Annotated in this window: 22 protein-coding genes; 2 read left to right on the top strand and 20 right to left on the bottom strand. The window is 68.2% G+C overall.

Annotation, left to right across the window (positions count from 1 at the left end; genetic code table 11):
- Nucleotides 1-132: 132 nt before the first annotated feature.
- The 4 genes from ABD210_RS19495 to ABD210_RS19480 form a co-directional block, all read right to left on the bottom strand.
- Nucleotides 133-1095 carry a glycoside hydrolase family 19 protein gene (locus tag ABD210_RS19495; protein WP_344113160.1) on the bottom strand — a complete coding sequence of 321 codons (963 nt, stop codon included), beginning with the start codon at nucleotides 1093-1095 and terminating at the stop codon, nucleotides 133-135.
- Nucleotides 1096-1407: 312 nt separating this feature from the next.
- Nucleotides 1408-3204, bottom strand: a complete 1797-nt coding sequence (gene aspS / locus ABD210_RS19490) for an aspartate--tRNA ligase (protein ID WP_344113159.1) — start codon at nucleotides 3202-3204, stop codon at nucleotides 1408-1410.
- A complete protein-coding gene (hisS, locus tag ABD210_RS19485) occupies nucleotides 3201-4556 on the bottom strand; it encodes a histidine--tRNA ligase (protein ID WP_344113158.1) in 1356 nt (451 codons plus the stop codon). Before hisS ends, aspS begins: the two co-directional genes overlap by 4 nt.
- 86 nt (nucleotides 4557-4642) lie before the next feature.
- The gene (locus tag ABD210_RS19480; protein WP_344113156.1) at nucleotides 4643-5332 is read right to left on the bottom strand and encodes an MBL fold metallo-hydrolase; all 690 of its coding nucleotides are present in this window, start codon (nucleotides 5330-5332) and stop codon (nucleotides 4643-4645) included.
- A 209-nt stretch (nucleotides 5333-5541) separates the two neighbouring features.
- On the opposite strand from ABD210_RS19480, the gene ABD210_RS19475 reads away from it, so the two are divergent.
- The gene (locus tag ABD210_RS19475) at nucleotides 5542-6810 is read left to right on the top strand and encodes a DUF349 domain-containing protein (RefSeq protein ID WP_425552688.1); all 1269 of its coding nucleotides are present in this window, start codon (nucleotides 5542-5544) and stop codon (nucleotides 6808-6810) included.
- Between the two features lie 317 nt (nucleotides 6811-7127).
- Here ABD210_RS19475 and ABD210_RS19470 read toward each other — a convergent pair whose 3' ends face one another.
- The 12 genes from ABD210_RS19470 to ABD210_RS19415 form a co-directional block, all read right to left on the bottom strand.
- The gene (locus ABD210_RS19470; protein WP_344113154.1) at nucleotides 7128-7784 is read right to left on the bottom strand and encodes a hypothetical protein; all 657 of its coding nucleotides are present in this window, start codon (nucleotides 7782-7784) and stop codon (nucleotides 7128-7130) included.
- 310 nt (nucleotides 7785-8094) lie between these two features.
- Nucleotides 8095-10293: a RelA/SpoT family protein gene (locus ABD210_RS19465; RefSeq protein ID WP_344113153.1), complete on the bottom strand. Its 2199-nt coding sequence runs from the start codon at nucleotides 10291-10293 to the stop codon at nucleotides 8095-8097.
- 330 nt (nucleotides 10294-10623) lie between these two features.
- Entirely contained in the window at nucleotides 10624-11163 is a 540-nt protein-coding gene (locus ABD210_RS19460) for an adenine phosphoribosyltransferase (RefSeq protein ID WP_344113152.1), read from the bottom strand.
- Nucleotides 11163-12344, bottom strand: a complete 1182-nt coding sequence (gene secF / locus ABD210_RS19455; protein WP_344113151.1) for a protein translocase subunit SecF — start codon at nucleotides 12342-12344, stop codon at nucleotides 11163-11165. The genes ABD210_RS19460 and secF overlap by 1 nt, the downstream gene beginning before the upstream one ends.
- A complete protein-coding gene (secD, locus tag ABD210_RS19450) occupies nucleotides 12344-14089 on the bottom strand; it encodes a protein translocase subunit SecD (RefSeq protein ID WP_344113150.1) in 1746 nt (581 codons plus the stop codon). The genes secF and secD overlap by 1 nt, the downstream gene beginning before the upstream one ends.
- Nucleotides 14090-14170: 81 nt before the next feature.
- Entirely contained in the window at nucleotides 14171-14629 is a 459-nt protein-coding gene (gene yajC, locus ABD210_RS19445; RefSeq protein WP_344113149.1) for a preprotein translocase subunit YajC, read from the bottom strand.
- Nucleotides 14630-14796: 167 nt separating this feature from the next.
- A complete protein-coding gene (gene ruvB, locus ABD210_RS19440) occupies nucleotides 14797-15849 on the bottom strand; it encodes a Holliday junction branch migration DNA helicase RuvB (RefSeq protein WP_344113148.1) in 1053 nt (350 codons plus the stop codon).
- Between the two features lie 3 nt (nucleotides 15850-15852).
- Nucleotides 15853-16455 (bottom strand): Holliday junction branch migration protein RuvA, encoded by a 603-nt coding sequence (gene ruvA, locus ABD210_RS19435; protein WP_344113147.1) that lies wholly within the window; start codon nucleotides 16453-16455, stop codon nucleotides 15853-15855.
- Entirely contained in the window at nucleotides 16452-17048 is a 597-nt protein-coding gene (ruvC, locus tag ABD210_RS19430) for a crossover junction endodeoxyribonuclease RuvC (RefSeq protein WP_344113145.1), read from the bottom strand. The genes ruvA and ruvC overlap by 4 nt, the downstream gene beginning before the upstream one ends.
- A gap of 135 nt (nucleotides 17049-17183) precedes the next feature.
- A complete protein-coding gene (locus ABD210_RS19425; protein WP_344113144.1) occupies nucleotides 17184-17657 on the bottom strand; it encodes a DUF2231 domain-containing protein in 474 nt (157 codons plus the stop codon).
- A gap of 69 nt (nucleotides 17658-17726) precedes the next feature.
- Nucleotides 17727-18896 (bottom strand): GNAT family N-acetyltransferase, encoded by a 1170-nt coding sequence (locus ABD210_RS19420; RefSeq protein ID WP_344113143.1) that lies wholly within the window; start codon nucleotides 18894-18896, stop codon nucleotides 17727-17729.
- Nucleotides 18897-18937: 41 nt separating this feature from the next.
- Entirely contained in the window at nucleotides 18938-19399 is a 462-nt protein-coding gene (locus ABD210_RS19415) for a hotdog fold domain-containing protein (protein ID WP_344113142.1), read from the bottom strand.
- A gap of 170 nt (nucleotides 19400-19569) precedes the next feature.
- On the opposite strand from ABD210_RS19415, the gene ABD210_RS19410 reads away from it, so the two are divergent.
- A complete protein-coding gene (locus ABD210_RS19410) occupies nucleotides 19570-20070 on the top strand; it encodes a phosphate-starvation-inducible PsiE family protein (protein ID WP_344113141.1) in 501 nt (166 codons plus the stop codon).
- Here the strand turns inward: ABD210_RS19410 and ABD210_RS19405 are convergent.
- The 4 genes from ABD210_RS19405 to pdxS are packed head-to-tail and all read right to left on the bottom strand — an operon-like array spanning nucleotide 20051 to nucleotide 22936.
- A complete protein-coding gene (locus tag ABD210_RS19405; RefSeq protein WP_344113139.1) occupies nucleotides 20051-20812 on the bottom strand; it encodes a YebC/PmpR family DNA-binding transcriptional regulator in 762 nt (253 codons plus the stop codon). The two genes, ABD210_RS19410 and ABD210_RS19405, sit on opposite strands and share 20 nt — an antisense overlap.
- A gap of 33 nt (nucleotides 20813-20845) precedes the next feature.
- Nucleotides 20846-21445 carry a pyridoxal 5'-phosphate synthase glutaminase subunit PdxT gene (gene pdxT / locus ABD210_RS19400; protein WP_344113138.1) on the bottom strand — a complete coding sequence of 200 codons (600 nt, stop codon included), beginning with the start codon at nucleotides 21443-21445 and terminating at the stop codon, nucleotides 20846-20848.
- A gap of 10 nt (nucleotides 21446-21455) precedes the next feature.
- Nucleotides 21456-22037 (bottom strand): DUF6891 domain-containing protein, encoded by a 582-nt coding sequence (locus ABD210_RS19395; RefSeq protein WP_344113136.1) that lies wholly within the window; start codon nucleotides 22035-22037, stop codon nucleotides 21456-21458.
- A complete protein-coding gene (gene pdxS / locus ABD210_RS19390) occupies nucleotides 22034-22936 on the bottom strand; it encodes a pyridoxal 5'-phosphate synthase lyase subunit PdxS (RefSeq protein ID WP_344113134.1) in 903 nt (300 codons plus the stop codon). The genes ABD210_RS19395 and pdxS overlap by 4 nt, the downstream gene beginning before the upstream one ends.
- Between the last annotated feature and the right edge of the window lie 33 nt (nucleotides 22937-22969).

Here is a 22969-nt window from a genome sequence, read left to right as displayed (position 1 = left end):
ACCCTCGTCAGAGCGCCGAAGCTTCGTCGATCACAACGGGTCGCCGACCCCCGGGCCCTTGCCGAACTGACCCTCGCCTTCGAAGTCACCCGCCGAGCCACCTGACACGATGGCCCGGCGGGGAGACGTCGGCTAGCCGAGGCCACCGCCGGTCTTGCCGAGGGCGTCGAACTGGGCGCGGGTCAGCTTGCTGGTGTCGCCGGCGTAAGCCTTCGAGCGGGTGCAGACGACTCCGGCCGGGACCGACCCGGTCAGATAGCGGATCGCGTTCTTGAAGGAGTCGCAGCGGCGCTGGTCCTCGGCGCCGGCCGGGTAGCCGATCGCGGCGTTGACCTTGCCCATGTTCAGTTGGTCGGCGAAGGGATTGATGTTGCGGGCAACGGTCCAGTACCAGCGGGCGATCGGGGCGCTCCACTGCAGCGACCTGGCCAGTTCGGGGTTCCCGAGCAGGTCGATACCGAAGTACTGGCCGGCGGGGCGGTAGTTGAAGTCGCCGGTCAGCTGGATGTAGCCGCGGCCGCCGTACGGCCTGGTGTCGCCGATCTCGCGGATGTTGTACTCCAACCGCGACTCGTGCACGAGCGTCGCCAGGAAGGCCGCCTTGCGGTACGGCGTGTTGATGTTCGCGTCGCGCATCGCCTGGTTCAGCGACGGGAGTCCGGTGTTCACCAGCGACGGGTTCGCGATCCGGCTGCCGAACATCGCCTGCACGTCGGCCAGGGTGATGTCCCCGGACGGCGGGTTCGGGTTGCCGCCGCACTCCGGTACGCCGGGCAACTTGTCCTCGGGGATCGCGACGTACGCGACGGAGACGTAGCCGCCGAGGGCGGGCACGTGCGCCCACCACCTGCTGGAGCCGCCGGACACGGTGACCAGGTCACCCGCCTTCTGGCAGTCCACGTCGATCGAGGTCGGACCGGGCAGTGTCCGCACCACGGGCGATGAGAGGTACGCGTCCGAGCGGACGTTCACCCCTGTCCCATAGGTCTGGAACACGGCGGCGTGGGCCGGCGTGGCGGCGATCAGGCCGCCGGCAGCGAGCCCGGTCAGGGCCAGGCCGGTGGTGAGGATACGGCGCATTCGTGCTGTCAGCATGACGTCTCCCGGGCGGGCAGAGGGGCGGAACTCTGAGGGGCGGAACTCCGAGGAAAGGCGTCGTGAAAAGTTGCCTACCGCAACTCACGACACAGTTACTTTCCACCGAGTCCTTCTCATGCTCAACCCTTTCGACAGCAGTGCACGCTGCCGTGACAGCTAACTGCCAACGACAACGTCCGAAGAACCGGGGGTCCTGCCCCGCAGTACTTCGGACGCAAATCGCGACACGACACCACGATCACCACCGAAACGACAACGTCCGAAGAACCGCGGGTCCAGCCCCGCAGTCCTTCGGACGCAAATCGCTGGCTACGCCTTCGCTTCAGCCTTCGCGTCGCCCTTGGGCTCGGGCTTGGCGTCGACGCCGGCTTCCTTGCGCTGCTCCGGGGTGATCGGAGCCGGGGCCGAGGTCAGCGGGTCGAAGCCGCCGCCGGACTTCGGGAACGCGATCACGTCGCGGATCGAGTCCGCTCCGGCCAGCAGCGCGGTGATCCGGTCCCAGCCGAACGCGATCCCGCCGTGCGGCGGGGCGCCGAACTTGAACGCGTCGAGCAGGAAGCCGAACTTCTCGGTCGCCTCCTCGTCGGTCAGGCCCATCACCTTGAACACGCGCTTCTGCACGTCCTCACGATGGATACGGATCGACCCACCGCCGATCTCGTTGCCGTTGCAGACGATGTCGTACGCGTACGCCAGCGCGCTGCCGGGGTCCGTGTCGAAGGTCGCCAGCGAGTCGGGCTTCGGCGACGTGAACGCGTGGTGCACAGCCGTCCACGCGCCCGACCCGACGGCCACGTCACCCGCGGCGGTCGCGTCATCGGCCGGCTCGAACAGCGGCGCGTCGACGACCCACACGAACGACCAGGCCGACTCGTCGATCAGTCCGCCACGACGGCCGATCTCCAGCCGGGCCGCACCGAGCAGAGCCCGCGAGGGCTTGACCGCGCCGGCCGCGAAGAAGATGCAGTCGCCCGGCTTCGCGCCCACGTGGTCGGCGAGGCCCGCGCGCTCTTCCTCGGACAGGTTCTTGGCGACCGGTCCACCGAGCTCGCCGTCCTGCCCGACCAGCACGTACGCCAGACCACGCGCGCCACGCTGCTTCGCCCAGTCCTGCCAGGCGTCCAGCTGCTTCCGCGGCTGGTCGGCTCCACCCGGCATCACCACGGCCCCGACGTACGGCGCCTGGAAAACCCGGAAGGGGGTGTTCTTGAAGTAGTCGGTCATCTCGACCAGCTCGAGGCCCATCCGCAGGTCCGGCTTGTCGCTGCCGAACCGCGCCATCGCCTCGGCGTACGTCATCCGCTGGATCGGGGTCTGCACCTCGTGCCCGGCGAGCTTCCACAGCTCGACCAGGACCTCCTCGGACAACGCGATGATGTCGTCCTGGTCGACGAAGCTCATCTCGATGTCGAGCTGGGTGAACTCCGGCTGCCGGTCCGCGCGGAAGTCCTCGTCGCGGTAGCAGCGCGCGATCTGGTAGTACCGCTCCATGCCGGCCACCATCAGCAGTTGCTTGAACAGCTGCGGCGACTGCGGCAGCGCGTACCAGGAACCCGGCCGGAGGCGGGCCGGGACCAGGAAGTCCCGCGCGCCTTCCGGCGTGGACCTGGTCAGCGTGGGCGTCTCGATCTCGATGAAGTCGTGCTTCGCGAGCACGTCCCGAGCGGCCTTGTTCACCTTGCTGCGCAGCCGGAGCGCGTCACCCGGGCCCTGGCGACGCAGGTCGAGGTACCGGTACTTCAGCCGGACCTCCTCGTTCACCGGCGTGGCGTGGTGCTCCTCGACCGGGAACGGCAGCGGGGCCGCCTCGTTCAGGACCTCCACCTCGGTCGCGATGATCTCGATCTCGCCGGTCGGCAGGTTCGGGTTCGCGTTGCCCTCGGGGCGGGGAGAGACGTCACCGACGACCTTCAGGCAGTACTCCGCGCGCAGGTCGTGCGCGGCGTCCTCGTCCCGGATGACCACCTGGACCGTGCCGCTGGAGTCGCGCAGGTCGATGAACGCCACGCCGCCGTGATCGCGCCGCCGCGCCACCCAGCCCGCCAGGATGACGGTCTGCCCGGTGTGCTCGGCACGCAGCGAGCCTGCGGAATGGGTACGGATCACGAGTTCTCCTGAGGGGTTTCGATACCTGGTCGTACGTCTTCGGTGGGCGGCGTCCAGCTCGCGGCATCGGCCGGGACCTGGTCGCCGGAGCGGAGGTCCTTCACTGTGTCGCCGCCGGGCCCGTCCGCCGGGCCTTTGAACCACACGAACGGGATCCCCCGGCGATCCGCGAACTTGATCTGCTTGCCGAACTTCGCCGCCGCCGGAGCGACCTCGACGGGAATCCCCCGCTGACGAAGAGCCGCCGCGGTACGCATCGCGTCCGCCCGCTCGTCTTCGTTGTTGAGAGCAACCAGTACTGCGGTCGGCGTACTGCGGGAGCTCTTCAGCAGGCCCTGGCTGAACAACCGGGCGAGCAGGCGGGACACCCCGATGGAGATCCCGACGCCCGGGTAGGTCGTCTTACCGTCGCTCGCGAGCGAGTCGTAACGGCCGCCCGAGCAGATCGAGCCGTACGACTCGTGCCCGATCAGCTGGGTCTCGTAGACCGTGCCGGTGTAGTAGTCCAGACCGCGGGCGATCTTCAGGTCGGCGACCAGCAGCCCCGGGGCGTGCTCGTTGGCCGCGGTCATGATCGCCGCGAGCCGCTCGAGGCCCTCGTCGAGGATCTCGTGCTGCACACCGAGCGCCCGGACCTGCTCGACGAACGACGCGTCGGTCGCCGAGATCTCCGCCAGCCGCAGCACCTGCTTGGCGGTCTCCGGCGTCAGGGCCGGCCCGTCCGCCGCGGTGAGCAGCTGGGTGATCTTGTCCGGGCCGATCTTGTCCAGCTTGTCGACGATGCGCAGCACGCTGGTGACGTCCTCGATGCCCAGGCCGCGGTAGAACCCCTCGGGGATCTGCCGGTTGTTGACCTGGATCCGGAACGGCGGGATCGGCAGCCTGCTGAACGCGTCGGCGATGACGAGCGGCAGCTCGACCTCGTAGTGGAACGGCAGGGTGCCGTCGCCGACCACGTCGATGTCGGCCTGGGTGAACTCGCGGAACCGCCCTTCCTGCGGGCGTTCGCCGCGCCAGACCCGCTGGATCTGGTAGCGCCGGAACGGGAAGGAGAGCTTGCCGGAGTTCTCCAGCACGTAGCGCGCGAACGGCACCGTCAGGTCGAAGTGCAGCCCGAGCCCAGGTCCTTCGTCATCAGCCGACGCACCGAGCCGGCGTACCGCGTAGATCTCTTTGTCGGTGTCCTCGCCCTGGTTGGAAAGCCGCTCGATCGGCTCCACCGCACGCGTCTCGATCGACGCGAACCCGTGCAGCTCGAACGTCTCCCGGATCGTGTCGAGGAAGTACTGCTCGACGATCCTTTCGGACGGCAGAAACTCGGGGAACCCACTGATCGGGGTCACCCGACTCATCGTCGTCCTCGCTTCGCTCCGGGCGCCGACGAGGCACAAGTTGCACTGAATTGAATGATGCCCTCGCGTTGCTCGGTCATGACTTGTTAAGTCTCCAGGTCCTGCAGGTAGGGGTTGGTCGCCTTCTCCCGGCCGATCGTGGTCTGGCCACCATGACCCGGCAGGACGACGATCTCGTCGCGCATCGGCAGGATCTTGGTGGCCAACGTATGCAGCATGGTCGGATGGTCGCCTCCCGGCAGATCCGTCCGCCCGATCGACCCTGCGAACAACACGTCACCGGAGAACAAGACGGCGGGGACGGCGCCGTTCAGTTCCGGCCCCTCGTACGGCGTAGTGAAAGTCACCGAACCACGCGTGTGCCCCGGGGTGTGGTCGACGGTGAACCGCAGGCCCGCGAGCTCGAGGCTCTGGCCGTCCTTCAGTTCCTCGACGTCGTCAGGCTCGGCGAACGAGTGGTCACCGCCGAGCAGCATCCGTGCACTCTCCGCGCTGATCCCGGCCATCGGGTCGCTCAGCAGGTGCCGGTCGTCGGGGTGGATCCACGCGGTGCTGTCGTAGGTGCCGCAAACGGGCAGCACCGAGAACATGTGGTCGATGTGCCCGTGCGTGAGCAAGACCGCGACCGGCTTCAGCTTGTTCTCCCGAACCACCTGCTCGACACCCGTCGAGGCATCCTGCCCGGGGTCGATGACGATGCACTCCGCGCCCTGGCCGGTGGCGACGACGTAGCAGTTCGTACCCCACGAACCCGCGGGGAACCCGGCGATGAGCACGACAAACCTTCCTGGAACAGTTCGGGACCACCCAAGGCTACCGGTGCCCCGGCACTGGCTTCGACCCGGATTGTTCTGTGCTTGATTGTGATGGCAACCCCGTTGCGTAGCGCACGGGAGTTTGTGATTGTTCAGTGATACGCGTGGGGAGAGGTCCCGACGCGCCCGACTGGCCCCTGTTTGCCGTGGTGAACCGGGAACGAACCAGAATGGGGCACGAGCGCAGTACATACCGCCGGAAGGGGCGAGTTGTGGCCGAGGAAAGCTGGGGCCGGGTAGCAGACGACGGAACGGTCTTCGTACGGACCAAGGACGGCGAACGGGCGGTCGGCCAGTGGCCTGACGCGAACCCCGAGGAGGCCCTCGCCTTCTACACCCGCCGGTACGACGCCCTCGAGTTCGAGGTGGATCTGCTGGAGAAGCGGGTCCAGGCGGGCACCGTGTCCCCCGACGACGCCAGAGCCGCGGTGAAGAAGGTCACCAGCTCGATCGACGAGGCTCAGGCCGTCGGCGATCTCGACGGCCTGCGGGCCCGGTTGGACTCCCTCACCCCGCTCGTCGCCCAGCAGCGGGAGAGGAAGAAGGCCGAACGCGCGGCGAAGGTCGAGGAGGCCCGCGAGGCCAAGACCAAGATCGCCACCGAGGCCGAGACGATCGCCGCCGGCACCGACTGGCGGCACGGCGTCACCCGGCTGCGCGAACTCCTGGACGAGTGGAAGGCGCTCCCCCGGCTCGACAAGTCCAGCGACGACGAGCTGTGGCACCGGTTCTCCTCCGCGCGGACGACCTACACCCGGCACCGCAAGCAGCACTTCGCCGAGCTGTCCTCCAAGCGCGATGAGGCCGCCGTGGTGAAGGAGCGCCTGGCCGCCGAGGCGGAAGGACTCGCCGCGTCCACCGACTGGGGACCAACCTCAGGACGCTTCCGCGACCTGATGCGTCAGTGGAAGGCCGCCGGTCCGGCCCCGCGTGAGGTGGACGACAAGCTGTGGGCCCGGTTCCGCAGCGCCCAGGACGCCTTCTTCGGCGCGCGCGACGCGATCCAGGCCGAGGAGAACGAGGAGCAGGTCGCCAACCTGGCCGCCAAGGAGGCCCTGCTCGTCGAGATCGAGGCGATCCTCCCGGTCAACGACGCCAAGGCCGCCCGCGACCAACTCCGCGACCTCCTCGACCGCTGGGACGCCATCGGCAAGGTCCCCCGCGACTCGATGCGCGCGATCGACTCCCGCCTGCGAACCGTCGAGCAAGCCGTCAAGGCCGCCGAGGACGAAGTCTGGAACCGCAGCAACCCCGAGGCCCGAGCCCGCGCCGAAGCCACGGTCAAGCAGCTCCAGGCCCTGATCGCCGACCTGGAGAAGCAAGCGGCCAAGGCGGAAGCCCAGGGCAACACCCGCAAGGCGACGGAAGCCCGAGAAGCCATCGAAGCCCGCCAAGCCTGGCTGACCCAAGCCCAGAACGCCCTCGCCGACTTCAGCTGACCCTGTACTGCGACGTGGCCGGACCTCCACCACTCCTACGTCGCAGCTCCCGGTCGCCCGGGGTCGCTGTTTCTCCTCATCGAGTGTGGCCGGCGTGTCGTCAGCAAGCGCTTGCCGCCAGCACAGCCCTCACACTCGCTCGCACAGCCCTCACACTCGTTCCCCCGGCGCGCCGGTTGCGGGTGGGGCGGGCATCGTCGACGGATGCTGGAGGTGTAGCTCGGCTATAGATCGCTGCCTTGGGCAACCTGTCCGGACTGCTAGGGACAGCGGCATAAAGCCAGTCCTGAAAAGCAACCCGCGCAGTCGTGCGGTGGTCAGGTGCTGAAGCCGGCGTGGACGTGGTCGTGGTGGGTGGCGTCTGAGAAGTAGGTCGCACCTGGGAGGCGGTAGGGGCCGCCCACGTTGTAGGAACCGGCCGCGGCGGCTGCGCGCATGTAGCCGGTGATCAGGGAGCCGGAGGTGGCTGGGTCGACTACGGCGTGGCCATCGATCTGCCAGGTGTCGAACGCTCGGCCCCGGGGGTGATCGCTGGGACGGTTGGTGCCGAAGACGTTCTGCGGGTGGCCGGAGCGGATCACGCTCACACCGATCCGGTAGTTCTGGGCCAGGCGAAGCATCGCGTTCAGGACGGTGTCGTGGACCTGGCCGGATCTGACATCCGCCATCGACGCGGGCGGGAGGATGATCCGGTCGCTCGCCAGCACGCGGGTGGCGGACGCGGACAGACGCGATGCTGCCGATCCGGGCTGGGCGGGGTGCAGTGCCGTTACTCGCCAGGTCTGACCTGATCTGATCAGCCGTACGTCGACCGTTGTGCCGCCACTTCTGACCCCGCCATCGACCAGCGAGTACTGCCGACAGACCACGAGCACGCTCGCCGAGTCGGACAGGATGCCGCCGTACTGCGCGTCGATCACCTCGACCACCGACCGCACTCCCGGACGCTGGAGCAGGCTCTCCGTTGCTCGCACGGCCTGCACCTTCACTTGCGGCTGGATCTCGCCACGGCCCGGCGCCCATCGCCGAACCTCCGGCAACGCGATGCTGGGACGACCACGCGGCGTCGGAGTCGAGGTCGAATCAGGGCTCGAAGGCACAGGAGAAGCACCACCCGAGCTAGGCGTTGCCGGGCTGCTTGCACTGGAACTACTGCTGGTGGAACCGCTGCTCGAGCTGGAACCAGTGCAAGCCGTCAGCAGACCGGAGCCGGACACCAGCAGGCCGGAGCCAAGCGCCAGTACGCCGCGCCGACTCAGCTGCGGCCTACTGGATGGAGACCCTCTATTGGGTGACGCGGTAGACGTCGAAGACGCCCTCTACTGAGCGGACGGCCTTGAGGACGTGGCCTAGGTGAGTCGGATCGCCCATCTCGAAGGTGAAGCGAGACTTGGCTATCCGGTCCCGGGTCGTCGTCAGGGCGGCCGACAGGATGTTCACGTGGTAGTCGGACAGCACGCGGGTGATGTCCGACAGCAGCCGCGCTCGGTCCAGGGCTTCCACCTGGATGGCCACCAGGAAGACCGACTGGGCGGTGGGTGCCCACTCGACCTCGACGATGCGTTCGGGCTGGGTTTGCAGGTTCTCCACGTTGGCGCAGTCGGCGCGGTGCACCGAGACACCGGCACCTCGGGTGACCCAGCCGATGATCTCGTCGCCCGGCACCGGCGTACAGCAGCGGGCAAGCTTCGAGAGCACGTCGGTGGCACCCTTGACGATGACGCCGGCGTCGCCGCGAGCTGTGCGCTTTCGGCGCTCGCGGGTGGCAGGCAACCGCAGGCCCTCGGCAAGGTCCTCGGCCGCGCCCTCTTCTCCGCCATACGTCTCGATCAGACGCCGCACGACGGCTTGGGCGCTGACGTGGCTCTCGCCGACCGCGGCATACAAGCCGGTCACATCCGGGTAGCGCAGGGAGTTCGCGACCGCGGTGAGGGTCTCGTGCGACAGCAGCCGCTGCAGCGGTAGTCCCTCCTTGCGGAGCTGCTTCGCGATCGCGTCCTTGCCGTGCTCGATCGCCTCGTCGCGGCGTTCCTTGCTGAACCAGTGCTTGATCTTGTTGCGGGCGCGGGGGCTCTTGACGAAGCTGAGCCAGTCGCGCGAGGGACCGGCGCCCTGCGCCTTCGAGGTGAAGACCTCGACCACGTCGCCGTTCTCGAGGGTGCTCTCCAGCGGCACCAGCCGCCCGTTCACCCGGGCGCCGATACAGCGGTGCCCGACCTCGGTGTGGATCGCGTAGGCGAAGTCGACCGGTGACGACCCGGCCGGCAGCGACATCACGTCACCGCGAGGGGTGAAGACGTAGACCTCGGAGTTGTTGATCTCGAACCGCAACGAGTCGAGGAACTCCGACGGGTCGGACGTCTCCCGCTGCCAGTCGACCAGTTGCCGCACCCACGGCATGTCGTTCGGGCCGCCGACGTCGCTGCTCGGCGGCGCGCCCACCTCGGGGGCCGGCGAGTTCGGGTCTTCCTTGTACTTCCAGTGCGCGGCGATGCCGTACTCAGCTCGGCGGTGCATCGAGAAGGAGCGGATCTGCAGCTCCACCGGCTTGCCCTGCGGGCCGATCACCGTGGTGTGCAGCGACTGGTACATGTTGAACTTCGGCATCGCGATGTAGTCCTTGAACCGGCCGGGCACCGGGTTCCATCGGGCGTGCAGGACACCGAGCGCGGCATAGCAGTCGCGGACCGACTCGACCAGCACACGGATGCCGACCAGGTCGTAGATGTCGCCGAACTCGCGGCCGCGGACGATCATCTTCTGGTAGATCGAGTAGTAGTGCTTCGGCCGACCGGTGACGGTCGCCTTCACCTTGGAGGCGCGCAGGTCCTCGTGCACCTGGTCGATCACGGACGCCAGATATTCGTCGCGCGACGGGGCCCGCTCGGCGACCAGCCGGACGATCTCGTCGTACACCTTGGGATGCAGGGTCGAGAAGGACAGGTCCTCGAGCTCCCACTTGATGGTGTTCATACCCAGCCGGTGGGCCAGCGGGGCATAGATCTCCAACGTCTCGCGGGCGATCCGCTCCTGCTTCTCCTGCCGCAGGAAGCCGAGCGTGCGCATGTTGTGCAGCCGGTCGGCGAGCTTGATCACCAGCACCCGGATGTCCTTGGCCATCGCGACGACCATCTTGCGGATCGTCTCGGCCTGCGCGGACTCGCCGTACTTGACCTTGTCCAGCTTGGTGACGCCGTCGACCAGCATGGCGATCTCTTCGCCGAAGTCCTTCTTCAGCTCGTCGAGCGTGTAGGGAGTGTCCTCGACGGTGTCGTGCAGCAGCGCCGCACACAGCGTCGGCGCCGTCATACCGAGCTCGGCCAGGATGGTGGCGACCGCGAGCGGATGCGTGATGTACGCATCGCCGCTCTTGCGGAGCTGGCCGGTGTGATACTTCTCGGCCGTCCGGTAGGCCCGCTCGATGATCGCGAGGTCGGCCTTGGGGTGGGTCGCCCGGACCACCCGGAACAGCGGCTCGAGCATCGGCGCCCTGTTCGGGTGCCTGGTGCCACCTAGTCGGGCTAGGCGCGCCCGGACGCGAGCCGGAGCGATCCGAGGCGGTTGTGCAGCGGGAGGGGCGGCAGCAGGCGGCGACGAGCTGACCATCGGACGCGCCGCTGCAGGCGCGCGCGGAGGCTCATGCGGGACCACGTCCGGTACCGCTGAAGTCATCGCCGGGTCTTCGCCCACGTTGTATCCCTCCGCCGACAGAGCACCAGTCTAGGGGGAAGCAGCCAACCAGGCAGACACGGCCTGTGGACAACACGCCGATTTGACGTGACAACTGACTTCAGACAGTGACGAAGGCCTGGTTCAGACCGTCACGACGGCGGTCAACTGCTCCCCCGCGAGCCGCTCCCGGCCCGGCAGGAAGGACAGTTCCAGCAGCACCGCGGTGCCGACCACCTCGGCGCCACAACGCCGTACGAGACGCAGGCAGGCCTCGACCGTGCCTCCGGTCGCCAGCACGTCGTCGATCACCAGCACCCGGTCCCCCGGCTCGAAGGCATCCTGGTGGACCTCGATGGTGGCCTTTCCGTACTCCAGCGCGTACGACTCCTCGTAGGTCGCGGCCGGCAGTTTGCCCTTCTTCCGGACCGGCACGAAGCCGGCGCCGAGGGCGAGCGCGACCGGGGCGGCCAGGATGAAGCCACGGGCCTCGATCCCGACCACCTTGTCGACCACGACGTTGCCGTCGGCATCCCGGCCGGACGCCGCGAGCGCCTGGACCACCTGGCTGAAGCCTTCGTGGTCGGCCAGCAGCGGGGTGATGTCCTTGAACACCACTCCCGCCTGCGGGTAGTCCGGGATGTCGCGGATGCCGTCCTTCAGGATCTCTTCCAGCGAACGCATCACTTACCGCGCTTGGACCGCGGCTTGCGACTCGGCTGCGGCCTGCCGGCGCCGCTCGACGACTTCACCGGACGGCTCGACGCCACCGGCGTACCAGCCTTCGGCCGGTCCTGCTTCCGGGCAGCGGGCTCGTTCCCGACCGCGGTGGCTCCGGCCGTGGCAGCCACCGGCACCGGCGCGCCAGAAGCCGTCGTGACGGTCCCGCCGCGCTTGGCGAGCACCCGACGACGCAGCGCCTGCATGCCCGGCTCGCGCTCCTTGAAGACCGCCAGCAACGCCGGGGCGATGAAGATCGACGAGTACGCACCGACCGCGATACCGACGAACAGCGCGAGCGACAGGTCCTTCAACGGGCCGGTGCCCAGCACGAAGGTGCCGACGACCAGAATCGAACCGACCGGCAGCAGCGCGATCAGCGTGGTGTTGATCGACCGCACGATGGTCTGGTTCACGGCCAGGTTGGTCGCGTCGCTGTAGGTGAAACGGTTGTTTCCGGTGATGCCGCGGGTGTTCTCGCGGACCTTGTCGAACACCACGACCGTGTCGTACAGCGAGTAACCCAGGATGGTCAGTACGCCGATCACGGTGGAGGGCGTGACGTCGAAGCCGATCAGCGCGTAGACGCCGACCGTGATGGTGACGTCGTGCACCAACGCGATGATCGCGGCCATCGAGGCCTTCGGTTCTCGGAAGTAGGCCCAGATCACCAGGAAGACCAGCACCAGGAACACGATCAGGGCCCAGATCGCCTTGTTCGCGATCTGACTACCCCACGACGCACCGATCTGCTGGGTGCTCACCTTGTCGACCGTGACGCCGGCCTGCTTGGCGACGGCGGTCCGGACCTTGGTGATGTCGTCCTGGCTCAGCGGCCGGGTCTGAATCGAGACCTTGTCGTTGTTGACCGTGGTGACGATCGGGTCACCGAGGTCCTTGGCGTTGGTCGCCTTCACCGCGGCGGTGAAGTCGTCCACGGTGCTGCTGGTGACCTTCACGTTGGTCTGGTACTCGACGCCGCCCTTGAACTCGATGCCGAGGGCAAGACCGCGGGCGAACAGGCCGGCCAGCGAGACGACCACCAGGACGATCGAGATGGTGAACCACAGCCTGCGCTTGCCGATGAAGTCGTAGGAGACCTCACCGCGGTGCAACCGGGCACCGATGCTTCCGAGCTTCGACATCAGACCTCGCCTCCCACGGGCTTGCGCGTCGTCGGCTTGGCCGGACGGGCCGTCGGTTTCATCTGGCCGGGCAACCGCTCGACGCCGAGGTGCTCGGGGTCGAGACCGGACAGCTTGTGGCCGTGACCGAAGAAGTCGGTCCGGGCCAGCAGCGTGACGATCGGCTTGGTGAAGATGAAGACCACCAACAGGTCGATCAGCGTGGTCAGGCCGAGGGTGAAGGCGAAGCCCTTCACGCCGCCGACCGCGAGGATGTAGAGCACCACGGCGGCGAGCAGCGAGATCGAGTCGGCCGCGATGATGGTGTGCTTGGCGCGGGCCCAGCCGGTCTCCACCGAGGAGCGCAGGCTGCGACCTTCTCTGACTTCATCGCGGAGTCGTTCGAAGTAGATGACGAACGAGTCCGCGGTGATACCGATCGCCACGATCAGACCGGCTATACCGGCCAGGGTCAAAGTGAAGCCGATCGACTTGCCGAGCAGCACCACCGAAGCGTAGGTGAGCGCCGCGGCCGCACCCAGCGACATCACCACGACGAGACCGAGGCCCCGGTAGTACAGGAACGAGAAGATGATCACCAGCGCCAGGCCGATGATGCCGGCCGTGATACCGGCCGACAGCTGGTCGCCACCGAGCTGCGGCGACACAGTCTCGACCGTCGAGGTCTCGAAGGACACCGGCAGCGCGCCGTACTTCAGCACGTTCGCCAGATCGCGTGCCTCGGCCTCGGTGAACGAGCCGGTGATCTGCGCCTGACCACCCGGGATCGGGCCCGACACGCTCGGGGTCGAGATCGCCTCGCCGTCCAGCACGATCGCGAACAGGTTCTGCCCCTGCGGACGCTGCGCGATGGCGGTGGTCGCCTTGAGGAACTTGTCGCCGCCCTGACCGCTGAACTTCAGGTTGACCTGCCACTGGAAGCCACCCTGCGGGATGCCTGCGCTGGCGTCGGTCAGGTCGGTGCCCTTCAGGATCGCGGGGCCGAGCAGGTACTTGTACTGACCGGCGCGGTCGCAGGCGATCAGCGGCTTGTTCGGGTCGTCCTGCGACGCGTCCGGCTTCTTACCAGTGCACTGGAACGACGCGAAGGCAGCCTGCGTCGTCGCGTCGGGCGTGTAGTTCAGGGGGTCACCGGCGGCCGCGGGCGGCGTGGCGGGCGTCGACGGCACCGGGGTGCTCGGCTTGGGAGTCGGCGTCGGGGTCGCAGCCCCCAGCACGCTGCTGTAGGCGCGCCCCTTCGGCGTCGCCGAGGGCGTCCCCGACGGCTTGATGGTGGTGCTGGCCTTCGGCGTGGTGCTGGGTTTCGGCGTGGCCGACGGCTTCCCGGTGGGCGTCGCCGAGGGTGACGGCGTCGGCACGGGCGCACCCGGCTGGGCGTCGTACACGACCCGGAAGTACAGCAGAGCGGTCTGGCCGATCTGCTTGACCAGGCTGTCCTGGTTGGATCCGGGCACGGCCACGTTGATGTGGTCGGCTCCCGACGTGGTGATCTCCGCTTCGCCGACACCGGCGCCGTTCACCCGCTGGGAGATGATGTTCTTCGCCTCGGAGAGCTGTTCCGCGGTCACCTTGCCGCCGCCGGCCAGCGACTTGGCGGTCAGCGTGATGGTTGTGCCGCCCCGCAGGTCCAGCCCCAGCTTGGGCTTCCAGGTCTTGGTGAGTCCCATGATCCCGAACAGCAGGACCAGGATGACTCCCAGGACGATCAGGAGCCGCCCGGGGCGGGTTGTCGTCGTCGTTGCCACGTGTGATTCAACCTTTGCGTTACTGGGCGCGCTGCAGCGTCACCGGGGCGCTTGCGCACCGCACGCCGATAGGACGGGTGATCAGTTCTCGGTGTGCGTGGGAGGCAGCTTGGCCTTGTCCTGCACCTTGTCCGCCCCCGTCTCCGGTACGTCGACCGTGTCCCGCGCGGCCTCATCGGTCTTCTCGTCGGCGGTCTCGTCGACGGGCTCGTCCGCAGTCTCCTCGACGACCTCATCGGCCGGCGCCTCTTCGGGGACCACCCGGCCGATCGCCTGCTTGACGAACTGGACCAGGACGCCGTCGGAGATCTCCACCGTGACGTACTCGTCGTCGACCTCCTCGACGATGCCCACCACGCCGCTGGTGGTGATCACCTTCGTGCCCGGCGCGAGCGCGGCGACCGTGTCGGCCTGCTTCTGGCGCTGCTTGCGCTGGGTACGGCTCATGAACCAGATCATCCCGACGATCAGAATCAGCGGGAGAAGCAAGGTGATACCCGAGCCACCGGAGGAGGCCATCGGTGCGGCGATCAATACCATCGGGACTCAGAATCCTTCGTAGAGAGTAGGTACGGGCGCCCCGCACGCTCTGCTCAAGCGCGCAGGTCGCAGCGGGATGACCTGGGGATCAGGCCACCGGGGAGTCTAACCCTGGGCGGCAAGAAGTACCGCATGACGCGGGGTCACGTTTGCGTTACTCGGTCCCCTTATTCATCATCTGTGTCGAAAAGCGTGTCCGCGAAGGTCGCGCCTTTCGGAACCGCCAGGCCCAGATGCCGCCACGCCGCCGGGGTGGCGACGCGACCACGCGGCGTCCGCGCCAGGTAGCCCGACCGGACCAGGAACGGCTCGGCCACTTCCTCCACAGTCTCACGTTCTTCGCCGACCGCAACCGCGAGCGTCGAAAGCCCGACCGGTCCCCCGCCGAAGCGGCGGCACAGAGCGTCCAGCACGGACCGGTCCAACCGGTCGAGGCCCATCTTGTCCACCTCGTACAGCTCGAGCGCCGCCTTGGACAGCGCGAGCGTCACGATGCCGTCGGCCCGTACCTCTGCGTAGTCGCGGACGCGGCGGAGCAACCGGTTGGCGATCCGGGGTGTGCCGCGGGACCGGGAGGCGATCTCGGCCGCGGCCTCAGGAGTGATGTCGACCTCCAGCAGCGCCGCGGACCGGTTGACGATCTTCTCCAGCTCGGCCGCGTCGTAGAACTCCAGATGCCCGGTGAATCCGAACCTGTCCCGCAGCGGTCCCGGCAGCAGACCGGCCCGGGTGGTCGCCCCGACCAGCGTGAAGGGTGGGATTTCCAGCGGGATGGCGGTGGCGCCCGGCCCCTTGCCGACGATCACGTCGACACGGAAGTCTTCCATCGCCATGTAGAGCAGTTCTTCAGCCGGGCGAGACATCCGGTGGATCTCGTCGAGGAAGAGCACCTCGCCCTCGTTGAGCCCCGACAGGATCGCCGCCAGGTCACCCGCGTGCTGGATGGCCGGACCGCTCGTCACCCGCAGCGGCGCGGACAGCTCGCTCGCGATGATCATCGCCAGGGTTGTCTTGCCCAATCCGGGCGGGCCTGACAGCAGCACGTGGTCCGGGGTTCGATTGCGCCCGCGGGCGGCATGCAGAACGAGCTCCAGCTGCTCGCTGACCCGGCGCTGCCCGCCGAACTCGGCCAGGGTGCGCGGCCGCAGGGCGGACTCGATCTTGCGTTCCTCGAGATCCACCGCGTCCGCGGACACCAGCGGCCTGACGTTGTCTTCCATCCGCTAGGCCTTCGACAGCGCGCGAAGGGCGGCCCGGAGCAGATCCGGCACCGACGGCTCGGCGGAGTCGATAGCGAGCGGCGACACCGCGATGACCGCGTCGTCGGCGTCGCGAGCGGACCAGCCGAGACCGACCAGACCGGCGTGCACCTGCTCGCGCCAGGCCCCGGTCGCCTGGAGCGGCCGCCCGGCGACCATCTTCGACGGCATCCCGATCTTGTCCTTGAGCTCCAGCACCAGCCGCTGCGCCACCTTCTTACCGACGCCGGGGATCTTCACCAGCATGGCCAGGTCTTCCGAGGCGACCGCCTGTCGGAGCTGGTCCGGGCTCAACACCGCGAGCGCCGCCTGGGCCAACTTGGGGCCGACGCCCGACGCGCTCTGCAGCAGCTCGAACAACTCCTTCTCATCCGCGTCGGCGAAGCCGTAGAGGGTCAGCGAGTCCTCGCGCACCACCATCGACGTGGCCAGCTTGAACTCCTGCCCAGGCCGCAGGGTCGCCAAGGTGCCGGGGTGGCAGTAGAGCTGCAGCCCGACTCCCCCGACCTCGATCACGCAACTGTCCACTCCGATCGCGGCCACCGGGCCGCGCACGAACGCGATCATCGCTTCCCTCCTTGGGCCGCCACCGCGGCCCGCAACCTCGCGACCTGAAGCCGCGACTGAGCCTGTGCCTGCGCCTCCAGATGCACCCGGCCCTCCGAAGCCTCCTGCAGCCGGCTCGTCACACCGCCGCGCCACACGTGGCAGATCGCCAGCGCGAGTGCGTCGGCGGCATCAGCCGGCGTCGGACGCTCGGCCAGCTTCAGGATCCGGGTCACCATGGTCGTGACCTGGTCCTTGTCGGCGCGGCCCGAACCGGTGACCGCCGCCTTGACCTCGCTCGGCGTGTGCAGCGCAACCGGCAGTCCGTGGCGCGCGGCGACCACCATCGCCACGCCCGACGCCTGGGCCGTGCCCATCACCGTCCGCACGTTGTGCTGAGCGAAGACCCGCTCCACAGCGACCGCGTCCGGCCGGTGCTCGGCGATCCATTCCTCGATGGCCGTCTCGATCCGGACCAGCCGCTTGGCCACGTCCAGGTCGGCAGGTGTCCGGATCACCCCGACGGCGACCAGCGTGGGCGGCCGGCCGGACGTGCCGTCGACGATGCCGAGGCCACACCGGGTGAGCCCCGGGTCGACGCCGAGCACGCGCATGGACCACCTCCGAACGTTTGTTCGACAACCCTAGTAGTCCAGCCCGCCACCGAAGAAATCGACGCGCCGAGGCGCCCCGCCGAGTGCTGGGTGGCACTCGCCGAGGCGCCGGCGGCAGGCAGGGAGCCTCCCCGGCTACTTGCCCTGGGCTGAACCGGAGACCTGATCGCCCCAAGCCGCGCGTGCCCCGGAATCGCCGACCCGGTAGACCTGCACGCCCGCTGCCACGGCAGCCACGACGGCCACGACCGACACCACAGCGCCGGCCACGGGCCGCCGGGCGATGCGATCGGTGACGCCACGCTCCACCAGCACCAGGGCAACGGCGACGATGAGGACCGGAATGGCGAACCAGAGCAACTGGTCCCCGAGGTGGGCGTGCCGGCCGGGATCACCGACGCGCTTCTCCAGCGACTCCCCGCTCTGGGTCGCGACCGGGATCAGGATGGTCGCGATCAAGGCGCACGCGGCGACCAGTACGCCGTATCTCGCGCGCCAGCGGGGCCTGATGACCAGGGCCAGGACGCCGAGAATCGACAGTGGCAGCAGAACCACCACCGCGTGGACGATGAGGGGATGAAGCGGCAGACCGTTGATCGTGTCGAACATTGGGGGCGGTGCCCTTCTCTGGGAGTACAGGGACGGGCACTAGGTAAGTGAAGGATTCTTAGCCGCGGCTTAGAAGTAGTCGAGCATGTACGACGGGGCGCCGGCGAAGGCAGTGTCGATCGCGCTGTCCGCGCTGGTGGATCCACCTGCGGCCAGGCCGGACCGGCGAAGCGTAGCGAGCGGCGTACCGGCGTACAGGGCGGCTAGTCCGCGGGCACCGAGCCTGAGGGCGTCACCGGTGGCGGTGGAAGTGGTGAGCCGGCCCGAGCCCTCGGCGACGGATAGGTGCCAACGGCCCGTGTTTCCGCTGAGTTCGGCGTCGTCGAGGTCCAGGTCGGCCTCGAGCGAGACGCCGGTGGCAAAGCCGCGTGCGGCGATCGCAGCCGGAGCATCGACCATACGGAGCATCCACCGCTGCAGCTGAGCGTGCTTGTCGGCCTCGTGTTCGACCAGCAGATGCACGGGATCGTTCGGAGCGACATACGCCTTCACGGTGTTCGCGATGGACGAGCCGGACCCGACGGTTGCCCACAGGGCACGGGAGGTGGCTTCAGAACCGGCGATGATCTCGTCGACGCGCAGGTCGCCGTCGTCCCAGTTGTAGACGACGAAACCGTCCTCGGCGAGGTAGCCGAAGTTGTCCTCGTCCTCCAGCCACTCGGCCACCTTCGACTCGGCCCAGACGAGCGGTCCGCTGCTCCGGCCGGTGCTGTGGGCTTCGGCCACGAGTTCGAGCAGGCGACCCGCGTCGTCCGGACCGGCGCGGCGGATGCTCACGTCCTTGCCGCCGAGCGAGCGCAGATCGGCCGCAGGGAAGGAGAAACGGTACCGGTGGCCACCGAACTCGTAGCCGAGGTGCCGGTAGATCACCGTCGTGGCCGGGTAGAGCGCGGTGATCGGGAAGCCCTTCTCGGCGGTGCGCTGGAGCACGCCGCGCATCAGCTTGCTGCCGACTCCACGACCCCGGTACTCCGGTGCGACGACCACGCCCGCGACACCGGCCATCGGCACCTGCCGGCCACCCCACCACTGCTGGAAGGCCCAGAACCGGGCGGCGGCGACCACCTCTTCGCCATCCACGACACCGACGAACCGGCCGTCGTCGATGAACTCCTGCGCGTCCTTGATCCACTCTTCCCGGTTCGCGGCCGCCAGCGGTCCGAAGGACCTGGACCGGACGCGGATCACGTCGTCCAGGTGTGCCGCGGTGATGTCGACGAGTCGCAAGGCATCAGTCACGCCCAGACCCTACGACGAGCCGCCGCCACCGGGCGAGAGCATTACCGCTTGTCGGTCACCCAGAGATTGATAGTGCCCTCGACGACCACCGTGCCGTCTTCCCGTGTGGCCTTCACCCGGACCGGCACGTCGGGGCCGGCCGTCCAGGCGTCCGGATCCGTCTCGGCAGAGCAGGTGAGGTCCGACGTCGACTTCGCCAGGTAGGCGACCTCCATGCCCTTGGGGAGCCAGCGCTTCCCACTCGGGACGGTCGCCTCGGCGAGGGCGCCCATGGCAGCCTCCAGCCCGTTGCACACGGCGATGGCGTGCACCGTGCCGATGTGGTTCTGCACCGCCCGCCGCTTCGGCAGCACCAGGGACGCGTAGTTCGGGCTGACGTGGACGAACCGCGGCCGGATGGACCGGAAGTACGGCGCCTTCCAGGTGAAGGCCACCGAGAACGCCCGCGTGCCACCCGGCATGACCCGGAACTTCTCCCACATCCCAAGCACCTGATTCGCCATGGCGATCATGTTACCCGCCAGTCACTTCGAGGTCGATCACAACTGTTTCGGCGGCCAGGGCGCCCAGGCGCGGGTGTTGACACGCTCTGGAAGCGGACAGACAGTTGGCTAGGCGATCAGACAGAGAGCGGCTGGCCGCCATTGCCTAGGTCGGGTCGGATGACGACTTGATGAACCTGATGCGTGCCCATCGCAGCGGCCTGATCGCCCGAGTCGTCCGCTCCCTGCGGACAATCGAGGACCTGGTCCACGTGGCGGTCGCCGTGCTGCTGTCCGTCCTGGCGCTCGTGTTGCTGATCGACGTGATCGACAGCGTTGTCATGGCTCTCAGAGGCCCGTACAACGCGTTGGATGTCGTGTTGTCGATCCTCGACAAGACCCTCGTCTTGTTCATCGTGGCCGAGCTACTGCATACCGTGCGGATCACGATCACCGAACAGCAACTGCAGGCCGAGCCCTTCCTCGTGGTCGGACTGATCGCCGGGGTTCGCCGCCTCCTGCTCGTGACGGCCGAGGCCGAGCGATCGTTCCGATGGAACCCGCAGGGCATCGAACTGCTCATCCTGATGGGGCTCATCCTCGCGATGGCGGTAGCGATCCTCGCGTTGCGTCGCTGGCCGCCGCCGCCCGTGGAGGAAGCGACAACCCCGGTCAGCCCACCTGCTCCATGACCTCATCGGAGACATCGAAGTTGGCGAAGACGTTCTGCACGTCGTCGCTGTCTTCGAGGGCGTCGATCAGCCGGAAGATCTTGCCGGCGCCGTCGGCGTCCAGCTCGACCGTCATCGACGGCACGAACGAGGCGTCGGCCGACTCGTAGTCGATCCCGGCGTCCTGCAGCGCGGTCCGGACCTTGACCAGGTCACTGGCCTCGCTGATCACCTCGAAGGAGTCGCCCAGGTCGTTCACCTCGTCGGCGCCGGCCTCGAGCACAGCCTCCATCACGTCGTCCTCGGTGAACTTCTTGCCGTCCTGCTCCTTGCCGAGCACGATCACACCCTTGCGGTTGAACAGGTAGGCGACGCTGTTCGGGTCGGCGAGCGAGCCGCCGTTGCGGGTCATCGCGGTCCGTACGTCGGCCGCGGCCCGGTTCCGGTTGTCGGTCAGGCACTCGATCAGCATCGCGACACCGTTCGGGCCGTAGCCCTCGTAGGTGATCGACTGCCAGTCCGCGCCACCCGCCTCGGCGCCGGACCCGCGCTTGACCGCGCGGTCGATGTTGTCGTTCGGGACGGACGACTTCTTCGCCTTCTGGACCGCGTCGTACAGGGTGGGGTTGCCGGCCAGGTCGCCGCCGCCGGTGCGGGCGGCCACCTCGATGTTCTTGATCAGCTTCGCGAAGAGCTTGGCGCGCCTCGAGTCGATGACCGCCTTCTTGTGTTTCGTGGTGGCCCATTTGGAGTGGCCTGACATCGCGAACCCAACCCTTCTACCGCTTGCTGCTGACTAGAGGTCGCGCACGAGATCGGCGAAATATCCGTGCAGCCTGGCGTCCCCGGTCATTTCCGGATGGAACGACGTGGCCAGCAGCCGATCGTGGCGAACCGCGACGATCCTACCTTCGGCCGGACCAGAGCTCACTGTCGAGAGCACCTCGACCTCGCGGCCGACCCGTTCCACCCACGGTGCCCGGATGAACACCGCGTGGTACGGCGTGTCGAACGCGGCGAACTCCAGGTCCGCCTCGAACGAGTCCACCTGGCGCCCGAAGGCGTTCCGGCGCACCGTCACGTCGAGCCCGCCGAGGGTCTCCTGACCCTCGATCCCGCCGGTGATCTCGTTCGCGAGCATGATCATCCCGGCGCAGGTGCCGAAGGTCGGCATGCCGTCCGCGATCCGCTTCTGCAGCGGCTCGAACAGCTCGAACGACCGGGCCAGCTTGTCCATCGTGGTCGACTCGCCACCCGGCAGCACCAGGCCGTCGACAGCCGCCAGCTCGGCCGGCCGCCGTACCGGTCGGGCCTCGACGCCGACCTGCGCCAGCATCGCAAGGTGCTCCCGCACGTTGCCCTGCAACGCGAAGACCCCGATCACAGGCTTGCTCACGCTTCTCCTCTCACAGCTTCACCCGGCGTTGCCAATTCACCGTCACCTCGATGCGGCCCTCGTCGAAGACCGCGGGCAGGCCGCGTTCGCGCAGCAGCGCGAGCAGGTCCTCCAGGAGCGGCTCCCCCGGCGCCACGTTGGCCGTGTCGGGGTGCCAGACCTTCAACTCGAGCATCCCGAAGTCGACCGCATGCCAGACGTCGGTGTCGGTGAAGAACACCAGCCCCCTCGGCTCCACGGCCGACTCGAGCACCCGCCGAGCCGCGTGATGGTCCGACGTATACCGGACCACCACGAGCCCGAGCGATTCCAGCTCGTCCAGTACTGCGTCCAGCCGGTCCGGGTCCGTCTCGGCCGGCCAGGTGGCCGCGTCCTCAGCCAGCGACGCGACTGCCTCGTCGATGAGCTCGGGAACCAATGAGCCGGCGTCGGCCGACGGAGCATCCTCGCGCACGGCCTCGGTCAGCGCGGCCGTCGCGGCGGCGCGGTCGGCGTACCCGGACCGGACCAGGACGCGGGCGAGACCCCGCAGCTCCCGGGCCGTCCGATCGTCGACCGCGCGCAGACCGGCCGGCCCGGCGACTCCTGTCACCAGCCGCGCTCGGCCAGGCGGTGCGGCTGCGGGATCTCGTCGACGTTGATGCCGACCATCGCCTCACCGAGACCGCGGGACACCTTGGCCAGCACGTCCGGGTCGTCATAGAAGGTGGTCGCCTTGACGATCGCCTCGGCGCGCTGGGCCGGGTTGCCCGACTTGAAGATGCCGGAGCCGACGAACACGCCCTCAGCACCGAGCTGCATCATCATCGCGGCGTCGGCCGGGGTGGCGATGCCGCCGGCGGTGAACAGCACGACAGGCAGCTTGCCCGCGGCAGCGACCTCCTTGACCAGCTCGTACGGCGCCTGCAGCTCCTTGGCCGCGACGTACAGCTCGTCCTCGGGGAGGTTCTGCAGCTTGCGGAGCTCCTGGCGGATCTGGCGCATGTGGGTGGTCGCGTTGGAGACGTCACCGGTGCCGGCCTCGCCCTTGGAGCGGATCATCGCCGCGCCCTCGGTGATCCGGCGCAGCGCCTCGCCCAGGTTGGTCGCTCCACAGACGAACGGAACAGTGAAGTTCCACTTGTCGATGTGGTTCGCGTAGTCGGCCGGGGTGAGCACCTCGGACTCGTCGATGTAGTCGACGCCGAGGCTCTGCAGCACCTGCGCCTCGACGAAGTGGCCGATCCGGGCCTTGGCCATCACCGGGATCGAGACGGCGCTGATGATCGAGTCGATCATGTCGGGGTCGCTCATCCGGGAGACGCCGCCCTGGGCGCGGATGTCGGCCGGGACCCGCTCGAGCGCCATCACCGCGACGGCACCGGCGTCCTCGGCGATCTTCGCCTGCTCGGCCGTGACGACGTCCATGATCACGCCGCCCTTGAGCATCTCCGCCATGCCCCGCTTGACCTTGGCGGTTCCGGTCTGCGGGCTGTTCTGGATCTCGGTCACTACATCCTCCTGGTCGCGGCTTGGCACGTCTCA

The sequence above is a fragment of the Kribbella alba genome (genome assembly GCF_039529635.1).
Classification (GTDB): domain Bacteria; phylum Actinomycetota; class Actinomycetes; order Propionibacteriales; family Kribbellaceae; genus Kribbella; species Kribbella alba.
The sequence above is the reverse complement of the archived record's forward strand: the minus strand, read 5'-3'. Positions and strand labels throughout refer to the sequence as shown.

Coding starts and splice junctions, on each gene's coding strand:
- yajC (WP_344113149.1), bottom strand. CDS start 14,629: ATGGTATTGATCGCCGCACCGATGGCCTCCTCCGGTGGCTCGGGTATC.
- ABD210_RS19405 (WP_344113139.1), bottom strand. CDS start 20,812: ATGTCAGGCCACTCCAAATGGGCCACCACGAAACACAAGAAGGCGGTC.
- ruvA (WP_344113147.1), bottom strand. CDS start 16,455: ATGATCGCGTTCGTGCGCGGCCCGGTGGCCGCGATCGGAGTGGACAGT.
- ruvB (WP_344113148.1), bottom strand. CDS start 15,849: ATGGAAGACAACGTCAGGCCGCTGGTGTCCGCGGACGCGGTGGATCTC.
- ABD210_RS19415 (WP_344113142.1), bottom strand. CDS start 19,399: ATGGCGAATCAGGTGCTTGGGATGTGGGAGAAGTTCCGGGTCATGCCG.
- ABD210_RS19410 (WP_344113141.1), top strand. CDS start 19,570: ATGAACCTGATGCGTGCCCATCGCAGCGGCCTGATCGCCCGAGTCGTC.
- secF (WP_344113151.1), bottom strand. CDS start 12,344: ATGTCGAAGCTCGGAAGCATCGGTGCCCGGTTGCACCGCGGTGAGGTC.
- ABD210_RS19465 (WP_344113153.1), bottom strand. CDS start 10,293: ATGCTCGAGCCGCTGTTCCGGGTGGTCCGGGCGACCCACCCCAAGGCC.
- ruvC (WP_344113145.1), bottom strand. CDS start 17,048: ATGCGCGTGCTCGGCGTCGACCCGGGGCTCACCCGGTGTGGCCTCGGC.
- ABD210_RS19460 (WP_344113152.1), bottom strand. CDS start 11,163: ATGCGTTCGCTGGAAGAGATCCTGAAGGACGGCATCCGCGACATCCCG.
- ABD210_RS19475 (WP_425552688.1), top strand. CDS start 5,542: ATGGGGCACGAGCGCAGTACATACCGCCGGAAGGGGCGAGTTGTGGCC.
- hisS (WP_344113158.1), bottom strand. CDS start 4,556: ATGAGTCGGGTGACCCCGATCAGTGGGTTCCCCGAGTTTCTGCCGTCC.
- ABD210_RS19495 (WP_344113160.1), bottom strand. CDS start 1,095: ATGCTGACAGCACGAATGCGCCGTATCCTCACCACCGGCCTGGCCCTG.
- ABD210_RS19425 (WP_344113144.1), bottom strand. CDS start 17,657: ATGTTCGACACGATCAACGGTCTGCCGCTTCATCCCCTCATCGTCCAC.